Annotated in this window: 29 protein-coding genes and 1 tRNA gene; 25 read left to right on the top strand and 5 right to left on the bottom strand. The window is 68.0% G+C overall.

Annotated elements, in window-relative coordinates:
* Nucleotide 1: 1 nt before the first annotated feature.
* Entirely contained in the window at nt 2-844 is an 843-nt protein-coding gene (locus F6B43_RS18465) for an NAD-dependent epimerase/dehydratase family protein (protein ID WP_150450488.1), read from the bottom strand.
* 61 nt (nt 845-905) lie between these two features.
* Between F6B43_RS18465 and F6B43_RS18460 the strand changes: the two genes are divergently transcribed.
* The 5 genes from F6B43_RS18460 (at nt 906) to F6B43_RS18440 (ending at nt 7,005) form a co-directional block, all read left to right on the top strand.
* Nucleotides 906-1,904, top strand: coding sequence for a LacI family DNA-binding transcriptional regulator (locus tag F6B43_RS18460; RefSeq protein ID WP_150450487.1), 999 nt, complete (start codon nt 906-908; stop codon nt 1,902-1,904).
* Between the two features lie 104 nt (nt 1,905-2,008).
* Nucleotides 2,009-2,725, top strand: coding sequence for an L-ribulose-5-phosphate 4-epimerase (locus F6B43_RS18455; protein WP_150450486.1), 717 nt, complete (start codon nt 2,009-2,011; stop codon nt 2,723-2,725).
* Nucleotides 2,722-4,344: a xylulokinase gene (locus F6B43_RS18450; protein WP_150450485.1), complete on the top strand. Its 1,623-nt coding sequence runs from the start codon at nt 2,722-2,724 to the stop codon at nt 4,342-4,344. Before F6B43_RS18455 ends, F6B43_RS18450 begins: the two co-directional genes overlap by 4 nt.
* Nucleotides 4,345-4,537: 193 nt before the next feature.
* A complete protein-coding gene (gene araA / locus F6B43_RS18445; protein WP_150450484.1) occupies nt 4,538-6,049 on the top strand; it encodes an L-arabinose isomerase in 1,512 nt (503 codons plus the stop codon).
* Between the two features lie 11 nt (nt 6,050-6,060).
* Nucleotides 6,061-7,005, top strand: a complete 945-nt coding sequence (locus tag F6B43_RS18440; RefSeq protein ID WP_246160051.1) for an aldose 1-epimerase family protein — start codon at nt 6,061-6,063, stop codon at nt 7,003-7,005.
* 126 nt (nt 7,006-7,131) lie between these two features.
* Here the strand turns inward: F6B43_RS18440 and F6B43_RS18435 are convergent, their stop codons facing one another.
* The 3 genes from F6B43_RS18435 to F6B43_RS18425 form a co-directional block, all read right to left on the bottom strand.
* On the bottom strand, nt 7,132-7,767 hold the full coding sequence (locus F6B43_RS18435) for a hypothetical protein (RefSeq protein WP_150450482.1): 636 nt from the start codon (nt 7,765-7,767) through the stop codon (nt 7,132-7,134).
* Nucleotides 7,767-8,186: a DUF4383 domain-containing protein gene (locus tag F6B43_RS18430; protein ID WP_150450481.1), complete on the bottom strand. Its 420-nt coding sequence runs from the start codon at nt 8,184-8,186 to the stop codon at nt 7,767-7,769. Before F6B43_RS18430 ends, F6B43_RS18435 begins: the two co-directional genes overlap by 1 nt.
* A gap of 161 nt (nt 8,187-8,347) precedes the next feature.
* Nucleotides 8,348-8,542: a hypothetical protein gene (locus F6B43_RS18425; RefSeq protein WP_150450480.1), complete on the bottom strand. Its 195-nt coding sequence runs from the start codon at nt 8,540-8,542 to the stop codon at nt 8,348-8,350.
* Between the two features lie 129 nt (nt 8,543-8,671).
* Between F6B43_RS18425 and F6B43_RS18420 the strand changes: the two genes are divergently transcribed.
* The 4 genes from F6B43_RS18420 (at nt 8,672) to F6B43_RS18405 (ending at nt 10,379) form a co-directional block, all read left to right on the top strand.
* Nucleotides 8,672-9,103 (top strand): YdeI/OmpD-associated family protein, encoded by a 432-nt coding sequence (locus F6B43_RS18420; protein WP_150450479.1) that lies wholly within the window; start codon nt 8,672-8,674, stop codon nt 9,101-9,103.
* Nucleotides 9,104-9,155: 52 nt separating this feature from the next.
* Nucleotides 9,156-9,554, top strand: coding sequence for a DUF5684 domain-containing protein (locus tag F6B43_RS18415; RefSeq protein ID WP_246160050.1), 399 nt, complete (start codon nt 9,156-9,158; stop codon nt 9,552-9,554).
* Nucleotides 9,555-9,593: 39 nt separating this feature from the next.
* Entirely contained in the window at nt 9,594-10,148 is a 555-nt protein-coding gene (locus tag F6B43_RS18410) for an asparagine synthase (protein ID WP_150450478.1), read from the top strand.
* 158 nt (nt 10,149-10,306) lie between these two features.
* A tRNA-Arg gene (locus tag F6B43_RS18405) sits at nt 10,307-10,379 on the top strand.
* On the opposite strand, the gene F6B43_RS18400 is transcribed toward F6B43_RS18405, so the two are convergent.
* Nucleotides 10,345-10,614, bottom strand: a complete 270-nt coding sequence (locus F6B43_RS18400) for a helix-turn-helix domain-containing protein (protein WP_150450477.1) — start codon at nt 10,612-10,614, stop codon at nt 10,345-10,347. The genes F6B43_RS18405 and F6B43_RS18400 overlap by 35 nt on opposite strands.
* A gap of 131 nt (nt 10,615-10,745) precedes the next feature.
* Here F6B43_RS18400 and F6B43_RS18395 point away from each other — a divergent pair, with 131 nt between their 5' ends.
* From F6B43_RS18395 to F6B43_RS18325, 16 genes are all read left to right on the top strand, one after another.
* Entirely contained in the window at nt 10,746-11,042 is a 297-nt protein-coding gene (locus F6B43_RS18395) for a hypothetical protein (protein WP_150450476.1), read from the top strand.
* Nucleotides 11,042-11,614: a hypothetical protein gene (locus F6B43_RS18390; protein ID WP_150450475.1), complete on the top strand. Its 573-nt coding sequence runs from the start codon at nt 11,042-11,044 to the stop codon at nt 11,612-11,614. Before F6B43_RS18395 ends, F6B43_RS18390 begins: the two co-directional genes overlap by 1 nt.
* Nucleotides 11,607-11,768, top strand: coding sequence for a hypothetical protein (locus F6B43_RS19690; RefSeq protein ID WP_170285740.1), 162 nt, complete (start codon nt 11,607-11,609; stop codon nt 11,766-11,768). The genes F6B43_RS18390 and F6B43_RS19690 overlap by 8 nt, the downstream gene beginning before the upstream one ends.
* Nucleotides 11,765-12,037 carry a hypothetical protein gene (locus F6B43_RS18385; protein WP_150450474.1) on the top strand — a complete coding sequence of 91 codons (273 nt, stop codon included), beginning with the start codon at nt 11,765-11,767 and terminating at the stop codon, nt 12,035-12,037. The genes F6B43_RS19690 and F6B43_RS18385 overlap by 4 nt, the downstream gene beginning before the upstream one ends.
* Before the next feature lie 306 nt (nt 12,038-12,343).
* The gene (locus tag F6B43_RS18380; protein WP_150450473.1) at nt 12,344-12,655 is read left to right on the top strand and encodes a hypothetical protein; all 312 of its coding nucleotides are present in this window, start codon (nt 12,344-12,346) and stop codon (nt 12,653-12,655) included.
* Between the two features lie 182 nt (nt 12,656-12,837).
* The gene (locus tag F6B43_RS18375; protein ID WP_150450472.1) at nt 12,838-14,328 is read left to right on the top strand and encodes a hypothetical protein; all 1,491 of its coding nucleotides are present in this window, start codon (nt 12,838-12,840) and stop codon (nt 14,326-14,328) included.
* A gap of 7 nt (nt 14,329-14,335) precedes the next feature.
* On the top strand, nt 14,336-14,557 hold the full coding sequence (locus F6B43_RS18370; protein ID WP_150450471.1) for a hypothetical protein: 222 nt from the start codon (nt 14,336-14,338) through the stop codon (nt 14,555-14,557).
* Between the two features lie 23 nt (nt 14,558-14,580).
* The gene (locus F6B43_RS18365; RefSeq protein WP_150450470.1) at nt 14,581-15,651 is read left to right on the top strand and encodes a hypothetical protein; all 1,071 of its coding nucleotides are present in this window, start codon (nt 14,581-14,583) and stop codon (nt 15,649-15,651) included.
* 2 nt (nt 15,652-15,653) lie between these two features.
* On the top strand, nt 15,654-17,480 hold the full coding sequence (locus F6B43_RS18360) for a hypothetical protein (protein WP_150450469.1): 1,827 nt from the start codon (nt 15,654-15,656) through the stop codon (nt 17,478-17,480).
* 19 nt (nt 17,481-17,499) lie between these two features.
* Nucleotides 17,500-17,868, top strand: a complete 369-nt coding sequence (locus F6B43_RS18355; protein WP_150450468.1) for a hypothetical protein — start codon at nt 17,500-17,502, stop codon at nt 17,866-17,868.
* Complete coding sequence (locus F6B43_RS18350) at nt 17,858-18,232, top strand: hypothetical protein (RefSeq protein ID WP_150450467.1); 375 nt, start codon at nt 17,858-17,860, stop codon at nt 18,230-18,232. The genes F6B43_RS18355 and F6B43_RS18350 overlap by 11 nt, the downstream gene beginning before the upstream one ends.
* A 5-nt stretch (nt 18,233-18,237) precedes the next feature.
* Nucleotides 18,238-18,654, top strand: a complete 417-nt coding sequence (locus F6B43_RS18345; protein WP_150450466.1) for a hypothetical protein — start codon at nt 18,238-18,240, stop codon at nt 18,652-18,654.
* An 11-nt stretch (nt 18,655-18,665) separates the two neighbouring features.
* Nucleotides 18,666-19,094 carry a hypothetical protein gene (locus tag F6B43_RS18340; protein WP_150450465.1) on the top strand — a complete coding sequence of 143 codons (429 nt, stop codon included), beginning with the start codon at nt 18,666-18,668 and terminating at the stop codon, nt 19,092-19,094.
* 6 nt (nt 19,095-19,100) lie between these two features.
* Nucleotides 19,101-20,138 (top strand): hypothetical protein, encoded by a 1,038-nt coding sequence (locus F6B43_RS18335; RefSeq protein ID WP_150450464.1) that lies wholly within the window; start codon nt 19,101-19,103, stop codon nt 20,136-20,138.
* Nucleotides 20,135-20,500: a hypothetical protein gene (locus F6B43_RS18330; protein WP_150450463.1), complete on the top strand. Its 366-nt coding sequence runs from the start codon at nt 20,135-20,137 to the stop codon at nt 20,498-20,500. The genes F6B43_RS18335 and F6B43_RS18330 overlap by 4 nt, the downstream gene beginning before the upstream one ends.
* A complete protein-coding gene (locus F6B43_RS18325) occupies nt 20,497-22,149 on the top strand; it encodes a hypothetical protein (protein ID WP_150450462.1) in 1,653 nt (550 codons plus the stop codon). The genes F6B43_RS18330 and F6B43_RS18325 overlap by 4 nt, the downstream gene beginning before the upstream one ends.
* Nucleotides 22,150-22,151: the final 2 nt, after the last annotated feature.

Here is a 22,151-nt window from a genome sequence, read left to right as displayed (position 1 = left end):
GTCAGACCTCGTTGCGCCAGGAGTGCTGCGGCGCATAGCCGAGCAGACGGCGGGCCTTGTCGATCCCCAGCAGCGTGTCGTGCTCGCCGATCTCGCCGTGCACCGGCACATCGGGGAAGACCTCGGCGATGAGCTCGGCGTTCGGCCGTGACATGACGGTGTCGGCCGCCGCGATGATGAACCTGTCGAAACCCGGGGGAGCGACCTCGAGCGCGCGCTCGATCGCCTGTGCGCCGTCGCGGGCGTCGATGTACCCCCACAGATTCCACTTGCGCGAGAGTGCGTCGGCGTCGTACGACGGGAAGGCTGCGTAGTCGGCGGGCACCATGACGTTCGAGAATCGCAGTGCCGTGATCGACAGATCCGGGTGCCAGCGCACCAGCTCGGTGGCCAGCTGCTCCTCCAGGACCTTCACGATCGAGTAGACGCTCTCGGGGCGGGCCGCGTACTCCTCGTCGACGGGGATGTACGGCGGCGGAACGTCGAACGGGAGCCCGAGAACCGTCTCGCTCGACGCATAGACGATGCGGCGGATGCCGGTGCGCACCGCGGCCCAGAAGACGTTGAAGGTGCTCGGCATGTTGTTGTGGAAGGTCGCCGCGTCGGTCTTGATGCCCGATGCCGGCACCGCACCCAGGTGCACGACGGCTTCGAAGGGCGCGGTGCGGTCGACGCCCGCGAGGGCGTCGACGACCTGGCCGTAATCGGTCAGGTCGACCTGTACGAACCCCGGGCCGCGGGTGCCGACCAGGTCGAGGCCGACGACGTCGTGGCCGGAGGCCCGCAGTTCGCGGGCGACGACGGTTCCGAGCTTGCCGGACGAACCGGTGAGAGCGATGCGCATGGTCCCACCCTGGCACGTCCGCGGGGCGCAGGACTCGAATCGATCGCACTACTCTGGCCCGATGGCAGCCGATCAGGCCAATGACGCGCGGCGCGTGGGCGTGCGCGATGTCGCGCGCCTCGCGGGGGTGTCAACGCAGACGGTCTCGCGCGTGATCAACGACCATCCCCATATCCGAGACGACACGCGCGAGCGCGTCCGCGACGCGATGGCATCGCTCGGCTACCGGGTCAACAACGCGGCGCGGTCGCTCGGAACCGACACGACCCGGGTGCTGGGCGTGATCGCCTCGGATGCGACCCTCTACGGACCCACCGCGGGGATCGCCGCGCTCGAGACGGCGGCGCGCTCGGGCGGGCGATGGATCTCGACCGTCTACGCCGACGCTGGCGATGAGGCCTCCGTCTCCGCCGCCGTAGAGCATGTGCTGGCCCAGGGCGTCGACGGGATCATCCTGGTGGCTGCGCACACCCGCACCGCCGAGATGCTCACGCGGTCGGGCGTGAGCATCCCCGTCGCGGCGATGCACGATGGCCTGGGCGCGCAGCGCCAGGCCGAAGCGGCCGGCCTCGTCGTCACCCATCTGGCGGGCCTCGGCCATCGCGTGATCGCCCGGCTCGGCGGTCCCGCCGACTGGCTCGAGGAACGCTCGCGCGCCGCCGGATTCGAATCCGCCCTGACCGCGCACGGGCTGGCACCCGGCCCCGCATGGGCAGGCGATTGGTCGGCCGAGGCAGGAGCTTCCGTCGCCGCGGAGGTCGCAGCATCCGTTCGCCGTCCCGGCGGCCCCACGGCCGTTGTCGTCGCCAACGACCAGATGGCGCTCGGCCTCATCTCCGGCCTCGAGGCGCAAGGCGTGGCGGTGCCCGCGGAGGTCAGCATCGCCGGATTCGACGACAACCCGGATGCTGCGTACTACCGCCCGTCGCTGACCTCGGTGCGCCTCGACATCGCGGGCGAAGCAGCACGCTGCGTCGCGACCGCGCGCGGCTTGGCGGGGTCGCCGCCTGCCGAGCCTCGGCTCGTCGTGAGGGCGTCGACCGGTCGCGCGCCGGTCTGAGCAACGGGCGGGCGCGGACGGCGATCGGAACGGACCCGCCCATGGCGCGGGGTCATTGTTACCGGTAACATGGATCGACCGCCCACGAGACCGACGGAGCAACCGTGCGTGCTGAACCGACAGACAGCCCAGAGATCGAGGCCGCCGTCGCCGGCGTCCGGGAAGACGTCGCGCGACTGCACGGCGAGCTCGTCCGCTACGGACTGGTGGTCTGGACCGGCGGCAACGTATCGGGACGCGTTCCGGGCGCCGACCTCTTCGTGATCAAACCCTCCGGCGTCGCGTACGACGATCTCACCGCCGAGAACATGATCCTCTGCGACCTGGACGGAGTCGTCGTGCCCGGATCCGCCGGAAGCGACCGCAGTCCCTCGAGCGACACCGCGGCGCACGCCTACGTCTACCGCCACATGCCCGAGGTGGGCGGCGTCGTGCATACGCACTCCACCTACGCCGTCGCGTGGGCGGCGCGCGGCGAGGAGATCCCGTGCGTCATCACCGGAATGGCCGACGAGTTCGGCGGTCCGATCCCGATCGGCCCGTTCGCCGTGATCGGCGACGAATCCATCGGCAGGGGGATCGTCGACACGCTGCGCGGGCACCGCTCCCGCGCCGTGCTGATGCGCAACCACGGTCCGTTCACGATCGGGGTGACCGCGAAGGATGCCGTCAAGGCGGCAGTCATGTGCGAAGACGCTGCGCGATCGGTGCACATCGCCCGGCAGGGCGGGCCGTTGATCCCGATCCCGCAGGAGAAGATCGACGCCCTCTACAGCCGCTACCAGAACGTCTACGGGCAGAGCGCAGACGAGCGACGATGACCGCCGGACAGCATTCCACGATCGATTCGGGGCGGGACGCGGCCCTGGTGGGCTCAGGACGCGCGATCCTCGGCATCGAGCTCGGTTCCACCCGGATCAAAGCCTGCCTCATCGATCCCGACGATCCCGGCCGGGTGCTGGCGGTCGGTGCCTCCGACTGGGAGAACGAGTTCCGGGACAGACGGTGGACCTACTCGACCGACGCGGTGTGGGCGGGGCTCCAGGCTGCCTACGACGACCTCGTTCGCGACGTCGGGAATCGCTGGGGCGTGGGAGTGCCGGGACTCGCCGGCATCGGCATCTCGGCCATGATGCACGGGTACCTCGCCTTCGATGCGTCGGGAGAGCTCCTCGTGCCGTTCCGGACGTGGCGCAACACCAGCACGGGGGTGGCGGCGGCCGAGCTCACGGCGCTGTTCGGAGTGAACATCCCGCTCCGATGGTCGATCGCCCACTTCCACCAGGCCGTGCGGGATGCCGAACCGCACGTCGCCGATGTGCGGATACTCACGACCCTCGCCGGATACGTGCACTGGCGCCTGACCGGCCGCGCGGTGCTCGGCGTCGGCGACGCCTCGGGCATGTTCCCGATCGATACGGCGACAGGCGGCTACGACACCCGGCTGGCCGAGCTCTTCGACCGGCTGGATGCCGAGGCGCTCGGCGGCCGGAGCATCCTGTCCCTTCTTCCCGAGGTTCTGGGTGCCGGTGCCGAGGCGGGGAGACTGACCCCGGAAGGCGCGGCGCTGCTGGATCCCTCCGGCACTCTTCGTGCCGGAGCGATCGCCTGCCCCCCGGAGGGTGATGCCGGAACCGGAATGGTCGCGACCAACGCGGTCTCGCCCCGGAGGGGCAACGTGAGTGCGGGGACGAGCATCTTCGCGATGGTCGTCCTGGAACGGCCCCTGGCCCGGGTGCACCACGAGCTGGATCTCGTGACCACGCCCGCCGGCGACCTCGTCGCGATGGTGCACTGCAACAACGGAGCGAGCGAACTGGCGGCCTGGGCGGGGATGTTCGGGCGCTTCGCCGCCGTCGCGGGGGCGCCCGTCGAGCCGGACGCCGTCTTCGAGCTGCTGTTCCGTGAAGCGCTGGACGGTGAGACGGATGCCGGAGGCCTTCTGGCGTACAACCATCTCGCCGGCGAGCCGATCGCCGGTCTCACCGAGGGGCGCCCGCTGTTCGTCCGCACACCCGAGAGCCGCTTCACGCTCGCGAACGTCATGCGCGCGCAGCTCTACGGGGTCTTCGGCACTCTCGCGCTCGGCATGCGCGTCCTCGCCGACGAAGGCGTCGCACTGGATCGGATGTTCGCCCACGGAGGGATGTTCCGCACCGCCGGGGTCGCTCAGCGCTTCCTCGCCGGAGCCCTGGATGCGCCCGTCGCCGTCGGCGACACCGCGTCGGAGGGTGGTGCGTGGGGCATCGCGATCCTCGCCGCCTTCGCGGCAGCCGGCTCCGACCTCTCGCTCGGCGAGTATCTCGACCAGCGCGTCTTCCGCGGCGCGCAGATCGTCGTCGCCACCCCCGACCCCGACGACGTCGCGGGCTTCGCGGCATTCCTCGACCGCTACCGCGCGGGGCTCGCCGTCGCGGCCGCCGCCGTCGAAGCGCTGTGATGGATCCCGGAGGCGACCGCGTGTGGCCGGGGTGCTTTCGTGTCCGCCACCTGGTGGCCGCGCGCCGCGATGTCCGCCACCTGGCAGACGTCCGCCACCTGGCAGACACGCGCCGCGACGTGCGCCACCCGGCAGACACCCGCCGACCCGTTCACCCACGCCGACCCCTCACCCGATCCCCGGAGGAACCGACATGACCCGCACCCCGCTCTCCACCTCGCTCGCCGCCTACGAGGTCTGGTTCGTCACCGGCAGCCAGAACCTGTACGGCGAGGAGACCCTCCGCCAGGTCGCCGAGCAGTCGCAGGCCGTCGCCGACGGACTCGCCGGCCTGCCGGTCACCGTCGTATGGAAGCCGGTGCTGAAGGATTCGGACAGCATCCGCCGTCTCGCCCTCGAGGTCAACGCGCGCGACGACGTGATCGGCGTGATCGCGTGGATGCACACCTTCAGCCCGGCCAAGATGTGGATCGCCGGGCTCGATGCCCTGCAGAAGCCGCTCCTCCACCTGCACACGCAGGCCTACGTCGAGCTGCCCTGGGCCGACATCGACTTCGACTTCATGAACCTGAACCAGGCCGCCCACGGCGACCGTGAGTTCGGCTATATCCAGACCCGGCTCGGTGTCGCGCGCAAGACCGTGGTCGGGCACGTCTCGAACCCGGCGGTGCGTCAGCAGGTCGAGGACTGGCAGCGCGCCGCGGCCGGATGGACGGCATCCCGCACTCTCAAGCTCGCCCGTTTCGGCGACAACATGCGCTACGTCGCCGTCACCGAGGGCGACAAGACCGAGGCTGAGCTGCGATTCGGCGTGCAGGTCAACACGTGGGGGGTCAACGAGCTGGCGGATGCCGTAGCCCAGGCCCAGAGCGCCGATGTCGACGCTCTGGTGGAGGAGTATCAGGAGCTCTACGACGTGCAGCCCGACCTGCGCGACGGGGGCGAGCGACACCAGTCGCTCCGCGACGGTGCGGCCATCGAGCTCGGTCTGCGGTCGTTCCTCGAAGAGGGCGGCTTCGGCGCCTTCACGACGTCGTTCGAAGACCTCGGCGCGCTGAAGCAGCTCCCGGGGCTCGCGGTGCAGCGGCTCATGGCCGATGGCTACGGCTTCGGGGCCGAGGGCGACTGGAAGACGGCGATCCTCGTCCGCGTCGCGAACGTCATGGGTGCGGGCCTCCCGGGCGGGGCGAGCCTCATGGAGGACTACACGTACGACCTCGTGCCCGGCAGTGAGCGCATCCTCGGGGCCCACATGCTCGAGGTCTCGCCGTCGCTGACCACGACCAAGCCCCGCCTCGAGGTGCACCCGCTCGGCATCGGCGGCAAGGAAGACCCGGTGCGCCTCGTCTTCACCGCCGATCCGGGCCCCGCGCTCGTGGTCGCGATGAGCGACATGCGCGACAGATTCCGGCTCGTCGCCAACGTCGTCGAGAACGTCGAGGCGCCCGACCTGCCGAAGCTCCCGGTCGGTCGCGCGGTGTGGAAGCCGCAGCCCGACTTCGCGACGAGTGCGGGATGCTGGCTCGCGGCCGGCGCGGCACACCACACCGTGATGACCACCGCCGTCGGCATCGACGTGTTCCGTGACTTCGCCGAGATCGCACGGACCGAGCTGGTCGTCATCGACGAGCACACGACGGTGCGCGACTTCCAGCGCGAGCTGCGATGGAATCAGGCGTACTACCGGCTGGCCCAGGGGCTCTAGGCTCGATTCCCGTGGCTCATATACCGGCATCCGGCACCCAGCATTCGATCCGCGCAGGCGACTACGAAGCCGTCATCGCCAGCGTGGGAGCGAGCCTGCGCTCGCTGACCTACGCGAGTCGCGACCTCGTGGTGCCGTTCGGCGCCGACGAGGTAAGGCCCGGGTTCCGCGGCGCGACCCTCGCGCCCTGGCCGAACCGGGTCGTCGACGGACGGTACTCGTTCGGGGGCGAGGACTACGTGCTGTCGCTCACCGAGCCCAAGCGCGGGCACGCCCTTCACGGACTCGCAGGCTGGCTCGACTTCACGGTGGCCGACAAGGGCCCGAGCCACGTCACCCTCGTGGCCGTCGTCGAGCCGCAGGCGGGGTATCCCTGGCGCATCACGATCGAGACGACGTACGCGCTCGGGCCCGACGGGCTGACCCAGACCGTGACCGCGACGAACGACAGCCGTACCGCAGCACCATGGGGGACCGGCCCGCACCCCTACCTGCGCGCGGGCGACTCACCGCTCGAGAGCTGGACGCTGTCGCTGCCGGCATCCGATGTGCTGGCCGTCACGCCCGACCGTCTCGCCCCCATCGCTCTGGAGCCGGTCGACCTCGATCCGCGGCGATTCGACTTCCGCGCCCCGCACGAGATCGGGGCCGCCGAGATAGACCACGCCTTCACGGCGCTCGCCCGCGGTGCCGACGGCCGCGCTGAGGTGCGCGTGACGGATGCGGCGGGCCAGGGCGTCGCGATGGTCTGGGGTGCGTCGTGCCCGTGGGTGCAGGTGCACACGGCCGACATCGAGCCCGGGCATCCCTTCCACCGCATCGGGCTCGCCGTCGAGCCGATGACGTGCGCGCCCGATGCCTTCAACGCCGATGCGTACCCGTTCGATACGGGCTTGATCGTGCTCGGCCCCGACGAGTCGTCCGAAGCCTCTTGGCGGATCTCCGCGATCGGCTGAGGCTGCTCTCCGCGCCATCTGCAGGGAGACGTCGAGTCGATTCGGCGTGTCGCGCCCCAGGCGCCTCACCCGTCACAGCTCTCCCTGCGAACGGACGGGAAGGCCCGGGCGCACATCGTGCCCGGGTCAGTGCTGGTGCTCGTTGAAGACCAGGTCGTGGCCGCTGTGGCTCGGGGCGTTTCGCCCGGCCTCGGTCGCGCCGAGCGCGGGAGTGACCACGCCGGCGACCAGCACGGCCGCGACGAACAGGCCGAGAAGGCCCGTGCGCACGTCACCACCCGGGAGGCCGCGTCGCAGAGCGATGCCGCAGCCGACCCCCACGGAGATGAGAAGGAGGGATGTCGCGGCCACGGCGAGGATGCTGGTCCGCTCAGGATCCAGCATCAGTGTCGCCGTGGCCGCGACGATCCCGACGAGGGCCCCCGCGACACCCACGCGGGGAACGACGATGCGTCCCCGCGCGAGCGCCGCGGCCCCCCACACCAGCTCGCCGGCTCCGAGGATCACGAGGGTGGCCCCGGCTACCCCCAGCCAGACCTTCCCTCCCGCCCCGGTGAGAGCCCCGGCGCCCAGTGCGAGCTGGAGGAGTCCGGCGCCCCACGCTGCCACAGCCGGCCACGATGACGTCCGGCGCGCCGGGACGGTCGAGGGGGCGGGCTGTGTCGAAGCCGCGTCGGGAGCCACGGGGGCGGATGCCTGAGCATCCGTCCGCGCAGCGATCCGCCGGCCGCTCCGTGCAGCGATGGGGGCGCCGATGGTCATCAGGCGACCTGACCGGCGACCGACGTGCGCACGCCGCGGTCAGCGGCGAGCCCGACACCGAGCAGCACGATCGCGCTCGCGAGGTGCAGGAAGTGGTCGAAGGTGTTCAGCGCGAGGATGTTCAGCGCCGTGCCGACCAGGAAGAAGCCCACGATGCCGAGCAGCAGGTACACCGCTCCGATCGTGATGTTGACGCCCTTCGCGGCGCGGGTCGAGGCGATCCCGGCGATCAGCAGCGCAGCGCCGATCAGGAGGTGCGCGACGTTGTGCAGCGGGTTGACCTCGAAGATTCCGAGGAGCAGCCCGCCCTGGGTGGCGATGAAGCCGACGCCGCCGGTGACGGCGAAGCCGAGCAGACCGACGAGGACATAGACCGCGCCGAAGATGACAGCGACGAGGCGGTTCGGTGACTGGCGCATGAGCGACCTCCAGATTCGAGCGGCGGATGCCGCGTATACAGGTTCTTCGGAGCATCCACGCCATCGGATGGGTATCGGTCCGTGGACAGCAGAAGGCCCCCGGGTATTCCCAGGGGCCCTCCGCATCTCAGACCGGCCCGATGGGCCGGGGCATGTGTGGATCAGTCGCGGAGCTCTTCCTTGATCTCGTTGCGCTTCTGCACCGAGTCGCGGTCGGCTTCGGCCTTCTTGACCTCGGCGTCCGCCTTGACCTCGTCGACCTTGTCGCCGATGCGGTCGGTGGTGTCTTCGAACGCGTCCTTGATCTTGCGGCCGGCGGTGTCGGCGACTTCCTTGGCGTCATCCAGGATTCCCATGGTGCGCTCCTTTCGTACAGGCGAGTGAAGGTGTCCATCCGAAAATACGACGCCCGTCCACGGCGGATGGGGGGCTTGACAATCCCTCGCAGATCGACCACCGCAAGCATCCGTGGCACACTCGTGCGCATGAAGTTCGATACGACTCTGCTCGCCATGGGCAACAACACCGGCATCGAGGTCTCCCCGCAGCAGATCGACGAGCTGGGCGGTGGCAAGCGCCCCGCCGTGAAGGTCATCGTCAACGGCTTCGCGTATGCCAGCACGGTGGGGGTGATGGGCGGAAAGTTCCTGATCCCGTTCAGCTCCGACAAGCGCGCGGCCACCGGGCTCAGCGGCGGCGACCCGATCACGGTCCAGATCGAGCTCGACGATGCCCCGCGCACGGTCGAAGTGCCCGGCGACCTCGCGACCGCGCTCGCCGAGGCGGGCCTGCGCGAGGCGTTCGATGCTCTCGCGCCCAGCCACCGCAAGGCGCACGTGACGAGCGTCGAGTCGGCGAAGGCCGCCGAGACGCGTGCCCGCCGCGTGGCAGCGGTGATCGCCAAGCTCCAGGGCTGAGCGATCCGGGGAGCGCCGTGGCCACGCGCACCGCGCCCGTAGGATGAGCGGCATGAACCTCGCCCTCGCCCCGGCATCCGCCGGGATCGCCCCGATCAGTGTCGAACACACCGCGATCCTGACTGTCGTGGGCCTGGTCTACTACGGCCTCATGGCCGTCGCCCTGTGGCGGATCTTCCAGAAGGCCGGCCTCCCCGGCATCCTCGGGATCATCCCGATCGTCAACGTCTTCTACCTCGTCAAGATCGCGGGCATGTCGATGTGGCTGACGCTGCTTTACATCATCCCGGTCGTCGGCTTCGTGTTCGGCCTCATCGTGGCCTTCAAACTCGGGTCGGCGTTCGGCAAGGGCGGCGCCTTCTCATTCTTCCTGCTGTGGCTCTTCTCGTTCGTCGGCTACCTCGTCCTCGGGTTCGGGTCGTCGAAGTACATCGAGCCCGTCCGCGCCTGACGCGCCTCCCGATACCCTCGGTAGCGGAGAGGGTCGCGCATGGGTAAGAGCTCGGATGCCGTCGGCGAGGGCGTGTCGATCGCGTCCGCCGCTGCGCGGCTGGCGGTGCGCAACCACATCCTTGTCGAGACGATCTCACGCGGCGCGGACTTCGATGCCGCCCAGGTCGGCGAATTCGCCCAGGAGACGCTCCGGTCGCTCGCCGCCGAGCAGGAGGAGGCGGCCGCGCTCGCGAAGAAGCAGCGCAAGTCGGCGTGGGGCAAATTCTCCGATCCCGACGGCACGCACGATTATCGCGACCGCGATACCCGCAATCTGCGCAAGCGCCACTCGCAGTACGTCAAGGTCGCCGAGCGACTGCGTGCCCTCGCGGCAGATCCCGACGCGGTCGCGCAGCTCGTCGAGGCCGCGCGCGACGCGGCGTGGGGCGATGTCGAGGGCAATCTCCAGCGCCGGCTCCAGGTCGAGAGCATGACGGCCGACGCCGACCCCGATTACGCCCGCATGCGCGAGGCCCGGATGCAGGCGCTGCGCCTCGTCGACCTGTCACGGCTCGCGTCCCAGGCTCGCCGCCGGCCCAAGTCAGAGGCCTGACCCCGTGCCGGAGCGCGCGAGACGCGGCGCGGGCACCTTCGCGGCGGTTTTCTCGGTGCCGACGCCGCGTCTCGCGGCGAGAGTGGCTCGATTCGCGGGCTGACGCGCCGTAGGGTAACCTGGTCGCTGGCCTGCTCGCCGTTTCGCGCGCAGGCTGCGCGCCCGTAGCTCAATGGATAGAGCATCTGACTACGGATCAGAAGGTTGGGAGTTCGAGTCTCTTCGGGCGCACCGTAACCGAATCCAGCCCCTCGGCGAACCAGTCGAGGGGCTGATTCGTTGCACGAGCGATAGCGAACATCTTCGACGCGGAAGGTTCGGTAAGCCCTGCCTCCCATTGCCCGATAGCCGCGCGCGACACCCCGCACTCCGCAGCTAGCTCGCTCTGCTTCATTCCGCTCGCCACGCGCGCAACGCGCACGCGAGCGCCCAGCGCCAGGCCGGTGTCATTCAGCTGTGTCGTCATAGGCACGAGAATAGCTGATCCCAGGCTAGAAATCACGACACGCCGCAATCAATCCAATGTGGCGTGTCTCGCACGCATGGTTCTAACCTGAGCCGCATGCAAGATAACCGTACTCGGGGCAAGGCGCACCGATGAGCCTGCACTTCGAGAACGCTCTCGCTGAATGGCGTGAGTGCCGTGCCGAGTTCGACCTCGCCTTGTACGCCGCGTACGAGCGTGCCGCTGATGCATGCCGCGATGCTCTCCTGAACGAGCGTGGTCGGTCGGCGGGGATCGATCCGCTGTCACTGTTCATGGGCTCCGACGCCCGCGCCTACGCCTACGCCTCGGAAGAACTCGTGGAGCACTGGGCGCGGTATCCGCGCGTGACGTTCGCGCGCTTCGAGCGCATCTGGATCGCTCAGCGCGAAGTGGAGATGTACGGCTGATGGGCGTGCGACTTGTGAAGCTCGCGTACCTCTACGCGCTCGACATCCCGCTCAAACCCAACGAATTCAGGCTCTTGGGCTGGATGTCGATGACGGCGCTCGATGACGACACCACGCCCCGCTACTTCGACTCCCGCGAGGCGTCAGCCCTCGCCATCGGTCGCCGCGTGGTCGATGACGGATACGGCGACGAAGCTGACCAGCGCGAGCGCGCGGCAGCGTTCGAGGCAGTGCGGGTCGCCCTCGCTGGACTCGTTGCGATCGGCGCAGTGGACCGCATCAGCATGGGCCGGAATGGACGGCGGTCAGAGTACGCGATCCGTCTCGACGCGATCGCATCTCGGTCCACGTCCGAGTTTGCCAAGCGTGCCCCAAACCCAGGACGGACCTGGTTTCAAACCCAGGTTGAACCTGGCCCCAAACCCAGGACGGACCTGGCCCCAAACCCAGATGCAACCTGCCCCTCAGGAATACCAAGGAACAACGAGGAACAAGAGCCAGGAACAACCTCATCTCACAGCGCCATCTCACTTGCACCTGTGGATAACTCGGCGGTTGAGATTCATGGCTGAGCACGAGCACCACTTCGACCCTCTGAGCGGGTGGTGCGACGGATGCACCCTGCGCGACGACGGGCGGCAGACCTGGCACGGCGATGTGTCGCGCACCGGCCCCAACTACACCCCGGCCGACCTGGCCCTGTTCCGAGAGCGAGCCCACTCATGAGTATCACCCGCCCCTGCATCATCGCCCTGTCCGACCTCGTGCACAGCGGCCGCGACATCGCCCGCGCGGCTGACTCGATCGGCTACACGCGCCTCGCAACGGCGGCGGCGGAGTGCGCGGCAACGCTCGACGGGGCACGTACTCGCCTCGTGGAAGACGGCCCCGACTACCTCGATGCAGCATGGGCGTTCCTCGACGCCGGTAGGCGCATGACGGCCGACCATGCGCGTCTTCTCGATCGCGCGCTCATGGAACGGCTGCACGCATGATCGCCTACTGGGTGATCGAGTTCTGGTGCGTTGTCGCCGCCGTGCTTGGCCTGATCCTGCTCGTCACTGACGGGGGCAAGCGGTGAGCCGTCGTGCGTCACGGGCCAAGCTCTGCCCGACACCGAGCAAGCAACGACACCTGACCGCCGACGATGCAGTACTGGCGGGGGCAACTCACGCCGAGCATCTACGCCGTGCGCACATCGTGCCCGAGACGCTGTACGTGTACCAGTGTCCGTGCCGGTGGTGGCACCTGACGCACCAGCGATACAGCCGTGAGGGCGAGCGGCATCGGCAGGCCACAACGTGATCGCCAAGCACCAGACGCCGCAGTACAAGCGCAACGCCCGCATCCTCCGTAGGCGCGTGCTCGCCATCCACGCACGCGGCGAGTCCGTCACATGCTGGCGATGCGGCCGTGACATCACACCCGGCCAACCATTCGACGCTGGCCACCGCACCGGCGCTGTCGGCTCAGCCCTCACCGACCTCGCACCCGAGCACCGCCACGCCACACCGTACTGCGAAGGCAACCGAGCCAACGGCGGAGCCATCGCCGCATCCATCAGCCACGCCCGACGCGCACCGACCGGAGGGACCACCACATGGAATCTGTGACCGATGCATCGCCGGTTTTTTTTGAGGCTGAGCCAGCTCGTAGAACAGCTCTGAAGTCTCCCTCTCTCTCAGAGGGTGAGCTGGCTGGGCTCCCACTTCAAGTGCGGACCCATCCCCTCTTGGACCACGACGCTTGGGTGACTCTCAGGGAGTCCGGCCGGACCCCTCTCGACTGCACGCCCATGTTCACCACCGAGCGCACCCGCGCTGAGTTTCTGATCGGCGCATGGCTGATTGACCTCATCGTGCCGCCCGACCTAGGCGGTTCACTCTTGGGGAACCTGCAACCGCAGATGCTCCGAGAAGCCGACGTGCTCAACGCCGGTCGACGCCGTAACGCGATCCTCGAACCCCGCCGATCCGCGAAGACCACCGGTCTCTGGTGCGTGCTCCTCGGTCGCTGCTACATGCGGCCCGTGTACATGGCCGGGTACTCGATGATGACGACCGCCAAGAAGACCACCGAACGGTTCCGTCTCGATCTGGTCGGACCGATCGAGCGTGCATGGCCCAACCCGAAGACACGCCCCGTCAAGCTCATCAACTCGAACGGTTTCGAGCGCATCGAGTTCCACAACGGCAGTGTGCTCGCGATCCTCTCGCCTGAGGGTGACGCGATCCGATCCGGCGCATACGACCTCCTCGTGCTCGATGAGGGCGGCGAGCCCGAGCCCGAGAAGTGGGCCATCGTCGTGTCTGCCGTCGTTCCCGCGTTCGACACCCGCGGCCCCAACGCGCAGCTCGTGATCGCTGGCACCGGTGGCAGATACCGCACGGGCTCATACTTCTGGCGCGTGCTCCACATGGAATCGGCCGGCGTGCTCCGCTACGGCGTGCCCGACGACGTAGACCCCGACTCTCTGGAGACGTGGGAAGGCGGGGTTCGCGACATCACTGACGCGATCCACCCCGGCCTCGACGGGCTCACCAATCTCGCCATCATCGGAGAGAACTTCCCTGACCTCGGTGCGGCCCTGTTCGCGCGCGAATACCTCGGCCACTTCGGGGACGAACACGGCACCACCACCCTGTTCAGCGCGAGCGGATGGCAAAAGGGTATGCAGCCCGGCGAGCCCCCCGAGGGGATCACCGACGCGGCGCTCGCTCTCGCCATCCACCCGCACGGCCTCTGGGTTTCCATCGCCGTAGCCTGGCACGTCACCGGCCCCACCGACCTCGCCACCGCCGCCTGGGAACTCGACGGCGCAACCGTCACCGAGCCACACATCGGCTTCAAGCTCGTGCACCACCAGCGCGACATGGAGGGCATCGAAGAGATACTCCTCAGCTTCGCGCGACGCCTCAACGCACCCATCGTGTACGACCACGGGGCCAGCCAGACCCGCGCCGCGATCGAGCGCCTGAGCGCACGCGCCTACCCTCGGCCCGAGTTCACCCCCTACCAATTCAGTGACGCGAAGGTCGCCGCCGCGCAGCTCGTCGCCGCGATCGAGGCAGGCACCGTGTGGCACTGGGCTCAAGCACCCATCGAGAAGGCAGCCGCAATCGCCGTACGCCGATCCGTAGGGCAAGGGTTCCTCATCGGTCTGCCCAAGGGCGACGACGGCGCAGACGTGACCCCTCTCGAGGCCGTAGCGCTCGCCCTCGACGCACTCCCCGACCGGCCCATTCAGAGCCTCACCCCGGCCGACGCCATCCAGTGGAACGACTAGGAGAACCATGACCATCAAGCTAGACAGCTCGTCCACCGGCATCGTCGTCTACTGCACTGAATGTGAATACTGGCGCGCATTCCGATTTCACAAGGACGACGCATGGGATGCCGCTTGCCTGCACGAGGAGCGGGTGCACCCTGAGGACGAGCATCAGCGTCACGCCCGCGACGAGCGCAACAGCCTGGCACGCCGGAAGTCCGACACGCGGGTGATTCTGACGATCTGAGGTTTCGTCCGCATGGTCTGAACGTGGGATTCAGCCTCTGGGGACGTAACAAGGACGTGGACTACGGCGTGCCCGTGATCCCCGGAACGCTCACGCCGCTCTCGCCCTACACGTCGCAAGACTCGCTCGTGCAGCTCGTCGCCCAAGACGCGCTGGGCGGGCTCCTGGCCCAGCAGCCCGTGGTGATGACCAAGAGCATCGCGCTCCGCATCCCCGGCGTGAAGCGAGCGCACGGCATCGTCTGCGCGATGTTCGCCCGCATCCCGTTCTACGTGATGGCCGATACCACGCGGGCCGTCCACCAGCCCTCGTGGCTCACCACCACGCACAGCGGCGTCCCGGTCTACAACGCCCACCACGGCCTCGCGTCTGACTGGTTCTTCTACGGCTGGGGATGCCTCGCATTCAACGCGGAGATGACAGACAAGATCCATGTCCCCTGGGGCATGTGGAGCGTCAACCCTGACGGAACGATCAAGCTCGATGAGGCCGTGCCGGTCGAGTACCGGGCGCGGCCCATCATCATCGGGTACGGCGAGAACGGGCTACTGGCGGACGGCGCGGACACCCTCAAGCAAGCCCGCGCGATCGAAGCGGCCTATCAGGATCGCCTGGATAACCCGATCCCGCTCACCATCCTTGGCGTTCCCCGCGACGTGTGGGAGCGGTGGACCGATACCGAGAAGAAGTTCTACCAGACGCAGTGGGTAGAGGGACGCCGTAACGGCGGCGTCGCGCTCAAAGTCGCAGAGTTCCCCGTCGAGATGCCAGGACAGACTGCCGTGGACCTGTACGAGACGGGCCGCAATGCCGTCCGCCTCGACATCGCCAATCACACAGCGATGCCCGCGGGGCTCCTCGAAGGGCTCAAGCAGGGAGGGAGCGGCGGCACCGAGATGCACTACAGCTCGGATGTCGGCGGGGCACACCGCTCCGAACTCTGGGACTTCGGACTCCCGTCACGATTTGTCGCCGCGTTCGAAGCGCGCATGTCCATGGACGACGTGGTGGCTCCAGGCCTGAGCATCCGCGCCGACCTCACCGGCGAGTTCGCCGCGCCCAACCTCAACACCAACCCAACTCGGGAGGACTGACCATGACCGACAACAACGTGCAGATCGAGGGCGGTCAGGTTCTCGCGAACCTCGAAGAGCGCACCATCAGCGGCCGACTCATCCCGTTCAACGAAGAGGGCCGCACCAACCAGGGACGCTTCACCGTCGAACCGGGAACCGTGGACATCAGTGAAGCCACCGCAGACCCGTCATTCCTCGGCATCAACACCGACCACATCCCGTGGCAGAACGTCGGTCGCGGCATGCGCGTCTGGGAGCAGGCAGACGGCGTCTACGCCTCGTGGTCGATCGTTCGCACCCCGGCCGGAGACGCAGCCCTCCAGGACGCCATCTCGCCCGCAGGCAAGCGCAAGCGGCTCTCGGCAGAGTTCGGCCCCGTGGTGATCCGCGCGGGCAAGCTCGTCGCCGGTCACGCCCGCCTCTGGGGCTCCGCGCTCGTCCCGGCTGGCGCGTTCGCCGGAGCAATGGTGCTCGCCGCCGACACGCCCGACCCCGAACCGATCCAAACCCCCGACCCGGCACCCGCCGTGGCGGAACCAACAGGAGGAAACACCATGCCCGAGCCCCTGGCTCCCGTCGCGGCCCCGGCCGTGGACCCCGCCCCCGTCCTCGCACCCCCCGCCCCCGTCCCGGTCGCGATCAACGGCCTCCCGGCCGCGGTCGTCACGGAACCCCCAGGTGTCGTGGCCGACGACTCCCGACAGGTGCTCGCCGCGCTCGCGTCTCTCCGCACCAACCCGCGCGACGCCGACGCCATGCAGGTTCTCGCCGCTATCGCGGACATCACCATGTCCGGCACCAACACCCTCCCCGGCGCGAACACGCTCCGACCCAACTGGCTCGGCAAGCTGTACCAGGGCATCCCGTACGTGCGTGAGTACGCGCAGCTCTGCAACCTCGGCACCGAAATCAGCGCGGCGGGCAAGCTCGGAATGAAGGTCGTGCGAGGCACCGCAGCATCCCCCCTCGGCCCGCAGGACGGTACCTGGGTGGGCAACAAGCAGCCCATCAACGGGTACCGTGGCGACTCGTCCACGGTCGGCTCGCTCCTCTACCGGTTCGCGGTCGGCAACGACATCGACCGGTCCCTCTACGACCTCCCGGGCGGATGGGAAGTGGTGCAGGAATTCCTGCAACTCATCATCGAGGACTACCTCTTCTGGTCCGACCGGCTCGCCCGCGAGACGATCCTCGCCGCAGCGGGGGCACCGGTCGCCGCGAAGACGTACCCCGCGATCTACACGACCAACGGCACGACCGCGCTCGGCATGCTGATCCAGGGCATCCTCGCTGTCCGCAAGCGCAAGGCAGACGGACGCCGCGACCAGCCCACGTTCGCGATCCTCAACGACCTCGCATTCGAGCAGATCGCCTACGCGGTCGGTGGTGACCAGAACCTCCCCGCGTTCATCACCCTCGCCCTGTCGGCACTGAACGTGCCTCAGTCCGAAATCGGGCAGCTCGGGAACGTGATCGCCGTCAACGGTGACAACGGCATCATCGGCACCCCATCCGTCACGGTCGGCTCCAAGATGGGCATCGACTTTGACGAGCTCGCCGGTGGGCCGCTCGTCATCGACGCCATCGACCTCGCCCGAGGCGGCATCGACAAGGCCACGCACGGCTACTTCCAGACGTTCACCAAGCGCCCGGAGTCGTTCGTGACCATCGGCACCGCCGACGCATGGGCCGCGACGACCGCAGTCGTCACGGGCCAGTACATGAAGAACGGTGCGGCCACGCTCCAGGCGCTGAACGCGGGCACGACCGGCGCCGCCGCGCCGACCAACCCCGCCGTGGGCGCGAACGTCACGGACGGCACCGTGACCTGGAAGCGCCTGGCCTAGGCCGCTGGGAGCGTAGGCGATGACAAGCACTTGGTACAGCGCGACGGGACAGCCCGCGCAAGACAGGCTCAAGGCCGCGTGGAACGACGCGCCGCTGATGAACCTCGAAGCGTTGGGACTCCTCCTCAGCGTCGCCCGTACGCAAGTCATCGCCTACTCTCCCGCCGCCGACGACCTCAGCCGTTGGGGCACCGTCCAGGACTTCACGGGCGCGCCCCCCGACGATCTGGTCTACGCGCAGCTCCAGCAGGCTCGCAACCTGTGGAACGCGGGCCGCGCGGGCGGCGACGGGCAGATCGGCGGGGAGTTCTCGTACACGCCTCGCCCGCTCGACAAGACCATCCAATCAATCATCCGGCCGACGAACGTGAGCCCCCGTGTCTACTAGCGTCCGTGCCGGATTCGCCGCACAACTCACCACCGATTGGGCCGGTATCACTGGCCTCGTCGGAGTGCGGGTGCTCGCCACTGAGCGCAACATTGATCCTCCCGTGCAGCCCACTGCGCTCATCCAGCAGAAGAGCCTGGGGCGGCTCCCCGAAGTGCCGCTCAGTCATCGCGGCTACGGGATGCACATCACGATCATCTCGTCCCACGAAGACATGGACCTCGCCGCCGACGAACTCGACATCCTCGTGCCCGCCGTTCTGGACTACCTCGGCACGCGCCACACCCACGAGCCTGCCGTGTCTGGCCTCTACGTCGATCGCCTCTGCTACCGCATCCCACTCACCCTCATCGCAAAGGACTGACCACCATGGCAAGCATTGTCCCCGCCCCCATCATCCTGAACGATTGCGTACTCGTGATCGGCACCGACAACTACGAGGCATCCGTCGCCAAGGTGCAGCTTGATCCGAAGACCCCGGATGTCAAGTGGAAAGGGATGACCCCCTCCGCAATCATCCCCCTCGCAGGCACCCCGGAATGGGCGCTCACCATCGACTACGCGCAGGACTGGGCCACGACCAACGCGCTCGCCCAGTATCTCCTCACCAACGCGGGCCAGCAGAAGGCAATCACCTTCAAGCCCAAGAAGCCGACCACCACCGGCCCCACGTTCACGATCACTGCCGTGATCCAGCCGGGTGCAATCGGCGGCGCGCTGGATACGGTAGCGACCGCGAGCGTCACGCTCCAGTGCGTCGGCCAGCCCGTTCTCGCCACCGCGTAAGCCCAGCCGCCATGCCCCTGGACGTGACCAACCGGCGCGAGATGCGCGAGCTCGGGAACGCCGTCCGGGGGCTTTCGGAAGGCCTCCAGGACGGCACAACGGCTGACCCGCAACGCACCATCGCACCCGCATGGGCGAAGGAAACCCGCAGGCACGCCGCGACTCGCCAAGAGCAGGCACTCGCGGCCACCGCCACCGCAACAGTCAACAAGCGTGGCGTGCAGCTTGCCACCGCCCAGCGCGGGCGGCTCAGCGGGGGATTGAACCTATCGACCGGCTGGCAACCGATCGAACACGGTTCGAGTCTCCCCCAATTTCGACCACGCAACGCGAGGGGCTACGTCTTGGGGCCTGCCTCACTCGCAATCATCCCGATCATCACCGACCTCTGGGTGGACAACGCCACCCGCCTCATCGTCAAAGCCCTCGACGGGAAGTAGGACCAGATGCCCACCATCGACATCGACGCCAACACCCGCGCCGCACAGAACAAGGTCAAGGAACTCGCCAAAGCCCTCGACGGGGTATCCGACTCGCTCGATGACGTGGCGACTGACGGGGCCAAAGCGGGCGACAAGCTCGAAGCATCGTTCCGCGACATGATGCGCGCAAGCGACCGAGCCAGCACCGCGATGAAAGCGGACAGCAAACAGGCATTCGAGTCGTCCAGCGAGAACGTGCGCGGGTTCAAAGATGAAGCCGTTCAGAACTTCTCCGAAGTTGCCTCCTCATTCCAAGGCGACATGCAGGGCATGGCGGACGGCGTGCAGGGTCTCACGGGTGGCCTGGCCTCGTCGCTCACGCCGGGGATCGGTATCCCCATCGCCATCCTCGGCGCAGCAGCCGGTGCGTTCCTCCAGAACTGGATCACCGCGTCCGAAGAGTCAAAGACCCGCGTCCAGGACATGTACAACGCCATGGTGGAGGACGGGGCGGCATTCGTCACCGCAGACCGCGTACAGAAGAACCTCATCGCCCAGAGCACGGACGACATCAACCGGGCCCACGAACGATCCATACAGCTCGGCGTAGACGAGCAGCTCGTACGTCGGGCCATGGCTGGGGAAGCCGACGCCCAGTCGCAGATCCTCACCATCACCAACGGCAAGCGCGACGAAGAGATCAAGAAAGTCCAGGACTCGAAGCGGTCTCTCGAAGACAAGTCCGTGGTGATCGACGGCATCAACGCGAAGTACGGCACCATGCTCGACTTCCTCACCGACGCGCAGCGCGAGCAGGACAACGCCACCCAGCGAACGAAGGACACTGTTGCTGCGATCGCGAGCATGAACAGTGCACTCGATATCGCATCGGGCAAGGTCGCGGGGATCAACGGTCAGTTGCAGGACCTTCTGAACTTCCGTGACTTCACGATCGGAGTAGACCTCGACCTGTCCCGGGCTCGCTCCCAAATCAACAACTGGCGACCCGTGGTCCACCTCGAAGGGGAGATTGTGCGCAACGGAAAGGTGGCGTTGCAGTGACCGACATCATCACTGTTGGTGCGAGCACCATTGCCCCGACCGTTGTGCTCGGCTACTCGTCTGAGCGCGCAGCTCAGAACATCGTGCACCCGATCCTCGGCGCTGAGTCTCCTGATGTGACCCTGCGCCCGGCGCTCCTGCGCTCAGGCACGCTGTCGCTTGGATTCTCCGACACCGGCAGTGAGGGCAGCTCCCGCGCCGCAGAAACGCTCCTGGCGGCGGTCGGTGTCGGGAGCTTGGCGAGCACCGACCGCGCCACAGTTGCGATGCCATTTGTCGTCGTAGGCACAGTACGTCGCGAGCTGGAGGACGCCACGCGAAACGCCTGGATCGTCACCTTCGGATATCAGGAGACGGCATGAGATCGGCGCACACCTACACAGCCGCTCTCATCGGCTCTCCCGACATTGCTCTGCGCGTCAAGGGCGGCTCGATCAAGCTGGACGAAGCCACCGCCCCGCATGTGCAGGGGACGCTCACGATCGCTATCCCCGCCCTCTCGACCCTCACAGCGCTCGATCCTCGGCTCGGTAAGCGCGTACGGGTGAGCGTGGCCGCGGCGTTCCCCACTGGTACCCAATCGCGGACGTTCGACCTCACCCTGCGAGAGCGGTCGGTGTCGCACCGCGACGGCACGGTCGCGCTCGCTGTCGCCTCCGATGAGGCGCTACTGGGCGACTACGCCCCGCTGGCCGACGACACCAACACACTCGCACTGGCGGGCTCACTCCGCTCCGTCATCAACTACGTGCTCACGACCGCAGGCATCGGCGCGACGCTCGCCAGCACCCCCGCGGGTGACGCCGACCTCACCCCCTATTGGTCCATCACGAACCTTGTCACCAACCCTCAGGCCGATACGGCCACGGGATACCTGGCTGCAGGCGGGACGAGTGCCGTCGCCACGTCGGGATCGTCACCGTGGCAGGGCTCGGCGTCCGTGGTGTGGAACGCCTCGGCGGCGGGCGCGAGCTTCCTCCAGGTGCCGAACGAGCCCGCGTGCCGCGCAGAAGAGACCTTCACGGCGTCAGCGTACGTGCGTGCCAACACGGGCACCACGACACGCACGTGCAGCATCCTCGTGCGGTTCACCAATGACGCGGGAGCGCTCATGGGCGACTTCACGTCGATACCGATCGGCATCTCCTACTCGACATGGACGCGCCTCGGCATCACGGTTACCGCTCCTCCCGGCGCGACCAAGGTCTACATGTTCATCCGGCAGAACGCGGTCGCCGCCGCTGACCAGTTCGCCGTGGACGCCCCGATGCTGTACCGCGATTCGCGCATGGTGCCGTTCTTCCACGGCAGCTCCACGGGCGGCGGGTACAACTACCAGTGGGGTTCCGGTGGTGCGAACGCCTCCACGTCCACGCGTGTTCCGATCCTGGAGCGGTCGCCGGAGTCGTTCACGTGGCGGGCTGGTCAGTCCGCTCTGGAGTTTCTGGTGCCCCTGTTCCAAGCGGCCGGCTATCGGCTCGTCTGTGACGAAACGCGCACGTGGACCCTCAGGGGGGCTGGGTACACCGCGCCTGGAAACCTCACTGTCCGCCACGCCGTCAACCTGATCGACGCCACCGACACCCTCACCCGCGACGGCCTGTGGTTCGACGGGCAAGTCACTCGACATCGCTGGACCGAAGCGGGAGAGCAGCGCGAGGCCGTGGACGCCTGGGCACTCACAGCGACCCCGACGCGCGTGAACCGCGTCGAGCTGAACACCCCGTACCCCGGCCCTGGCCGCTCCCAGTACGCCGTACAGCGGGCACAGGGCCGGGGCCGTGACGTGACAGTCGAAACCGTCGCGGACTGGACCGCCGCCGCGGAGCAACCCATCACCGGGCTCCTTGACGGGGCACCCGCGCAGGTCGGTAAGACCAGCAGCATCACCTACAACCTCGACAACGACCGCATGACCATCGTCACCCGCACCACCGACACGCCCCTCGGCGCGATCGACCTCCTGTCCAGCACTATCAACAGCCTCACCGGCACCATCAACTCGCTCTAGGA

The sequence above is a fragment of the Microbacterium rhizomatis genome (assembly GCF_008710745.1).
GTDB lineage: Bacteria > Actinomycetota > Actinomycetes > Actinomycetales > Microbacteriaceae > Microbacterium > Microbacterium rhizomatis.
The sequence above is the reverse complement of the archived record's forward strand: the minus strand, read 5'-3'. Positions and strand labels throughout refer to the sequence as shown.

What these genes read in the sequence shown, in the direction of transcription:
- F6B43_RS18465 (WP_150450488.1), bottom strand. Translation starts at nt 844, where the DNA reads ATGCGCATCGCTCTCACCGGTTCGTCCGGCAAGCTCGGAACCGTCGTC.
- F6B43_RS18460 (WP_150450487.1), top strand. Translation starts at nt 906, where the DNA reads ATGGCAGCCGATCAGGCCAATGACGCGCGGCGCGTGGGCGTGCGCGAT.
- F6B43_RS18450 (WP_150450485.1), top strand. Translation starts at nt 2,722, where the DNA reads ATGACCGCCGGACAGCATTCCACGATCGATTCGGGGCGGGACGCGGCC.
- araA (WP_150450484.1), top strand. Translation starts at nt 4,538, where the DNA reads ATGACCCGCACCCCGCTCTCCACCTCGCTCGCCGCCTACGAGGTCTGG.
- F6B43_RS18435 (WP_150450482.1), bottom strand. Translation starts at nt 7,767, where the DNA reads ATGACCATCGGCGCCCCCATCGCTGCACGGAGCGGCCGGCGGATCGCT.
- F6B43_RS18430 (WP_150450481.1), bottom strand. Translation starts at nt 8,186, where the DNA reads ATGCGCCAGTCACCGAACCGCCTCGTCGCTGTCATCTTCGGCGCGGTC.
- F6B43_RS18425 (WP_150450480.1), bottom strand. Translation starts at nt 8,542, where the DNA reads ATGGGAATCCTGGATGACGCCAAGGAAGTCGCCGACACCGCCGGCCGC.
- F6B43_RS18420 (WP_150450479.1), top strand. Translation starts at nt 8,672, where the DNA reads ATGAAGTTCGATACGACTCTGCTCGCCATGGGCAACAACACCGGCATC.
- F6B43_RS18415 (WP_246160050.1), top strand. Translation starts at nt 9,156, where the DNA reads ATGAACCTCGCCCTCGCCCCGGCATCCGCCGGGATCGCCCCGATCAGT.
- F6B43_RS18410 (WP_150450478.1), top strand. Translation starts at nt 9,594, where the DNA reads ATGGGTAAGAGCTCGGATGCCGTCGGCGAGGGCGTGTCGATCGCGTCC.
- F6B43_RS18400 (WP_150450477.1), bottom strand. Translation starts at nt 10,614, where the DNA reads ATGACGACACAGCTGAATGACACCGGCCTGGCGCTGGGCGCTCGCGTG.
- F6B43_RS18395 (WP_150450476.1), top strand. Translation starts at nt 10,746, where the DNA reads ATGAGCCTGCACTTCGAGAACGCTCTCGCTGAATGGCGTGAGTGCCGT.
- F6B43_RS18390 (WP_150450475.1), top strand. Translation starts at nt 11,042, where the DNA reads ATGGGCGTGCGACTTGTGAAGCTCGCGTACCTCTACGCGCTCGACATC.
- F6B43_RS19690 (WP_170285740.1), top strand. Translation starts at nt 11,607, where the DNA reads ATGGCTGAGCACGAGCACCACTTCGACCCTCTGAGCGGGTGGTGCGAC.
- F6B43_RS18385 (WP_150450474.1), top strand. Translation starts at nt 11,765, where the DNA reads ATGAGTATCACCCGCCCCTGCATCATCGCCCTGTCCGACCTCGTGCAC.
- F6B43_RS18375 (WP_150450472.1), top strand. Translation starts at nt 12,838, where the DNA reads ATGTTCACCACCGAGCGCACCCGCGCTGAGTTTCTGATCGGCGCATGG.
- F6B43_RS18370 (WP_150450471.1), top strand. Translation starts at nt 14,336, where the DNA reads ATGACCATCAAGCTAGACAGCTCGTCCACCGGCATCGTCGTCTACTGC.
- F6B43_RS18360 (WP_150450469.1), top strand. Translation starts at nt 15,654, where the DNA reads ATGACCGACAACAACGTGCAGATCGAGGGCGGTCAGGTTCTCGCGAAC.
- F6B43_RS18355 (WP_150450468.1), top strand. Translation starts at nt 17,500, where the DNA reads ATGACAAGCACTTGGTACAGCGCGACGGGACAGCCCGCGCAAGACAGG.
- F6B43_RS18345 (WP_150450466.1), top strand. Translation starts at nt 18,238, where the DNA reads ATGGCAAGCATTGTCCCCGCCCCCATCATCCTGAACGATTGCGTACTC.
- F6B43_RS18340 (WP_150450465.1), top strand. Translation starts at nt 18,666, where the DNA reads ATGCCCCTGGACGTGACCAACCGGCGCGAGATGCGCGAGCTCGGGAAC.
- F6B43_RS18335 (WP_150450464.1), top strand. Translation starts at nt 19,101, where the DNA reads ATGCCCACCATCGACATCGACGCCAACACCCGCGCCGCACAGAACAAG.
- F6B43_RS18325 (WP_150450462.1), top strand. Translation starts at nt 20,497, where the DNA reads ATGAGATCGGCGCACACCTACACAGCCGCTCTCATCGGCTCTCCCGAC.